Genomic DNA, 597 nt, shown 5'->3' with positions numbered 1-597 from the left:
CTACCCAGTCATTGTCCATATTCAGGCCGTCGATAGCATCGGGCGCCAGATTAAGAACGATGCGCGAATCGCGAATATACTGTTCTGGAACCACAACCCCTTCATAATCCGTATTCACCAGCAAATAGGGTGTGCAATCGTTATCGAGCAACCATTGATAAATGGCTCTGATTAGATAAGGCTTTTGTGAAGACATGCTCATTAGCGCATTCCTCTCTCCGCTGTGCTCAGACTAGCCTGGAAGGTATCTCTATTAAATATTTTTTCTGCATAACGTTCAACCGCTTTGGCGGAGTCAGGTAATTTTATCCCCAAATGCGGTAATCGCCACAATAACGGAGCAACGTAACAATCAATTAATGAAAATTCGTCGCTCATGAGAAAGTCGTATTGTTCGAACAATGGTGCCAGAACGGTCAAATCCTCACGTAGCGTTTTTTTGGCCTTGGTTGCTGGTGATTTATCACGCCCGGATAATTGAGGCCACATGGAAAACCAGTCCGTTTCCAGACGATGCAACATCAGTCGCATCTGAGCTCTTGCACCTGGATCGTTAGGCATCAGGGAAGGATGAGGGAAACGCTCATCAAGATATTC

2 protein-coding genes are annotated in these 597 nt (G+C 45.7%); both read right to left on the bottom strand.

Features of this window, described 5'->3' with window-relative positions; translation table 11 throughout:
• On the bottom strand, window positions 1-202 hold a 202-nt coding region (locus tag B3182_RS06235; protein ID WP_292752016.1), incomplete at its 3' end, for a stringent starvation protein B.
• On the bottom strand, window positions 202-597 hold a 396-nt coding region (locus B3182_RS06230; protein WP_292752013.1), incomplete at its 5' end, for a glutathione binding-like protein. The genes B3182_RS06235 and B3182_RS06230, both read right to left, overlap by 1 nt.

Source organism: Methylophaga sp. UBA4204, from assembly GCF_002379485.1.
Classification (GTDB): Bacteria; Pseudomonadota; Gammaproteobacteria; order Nitrosococcales; family Methylophagaceae; genus Methylophaga.
This window is presented reverse-complemented; position numbering and strand designations above follow the sequence as displayed.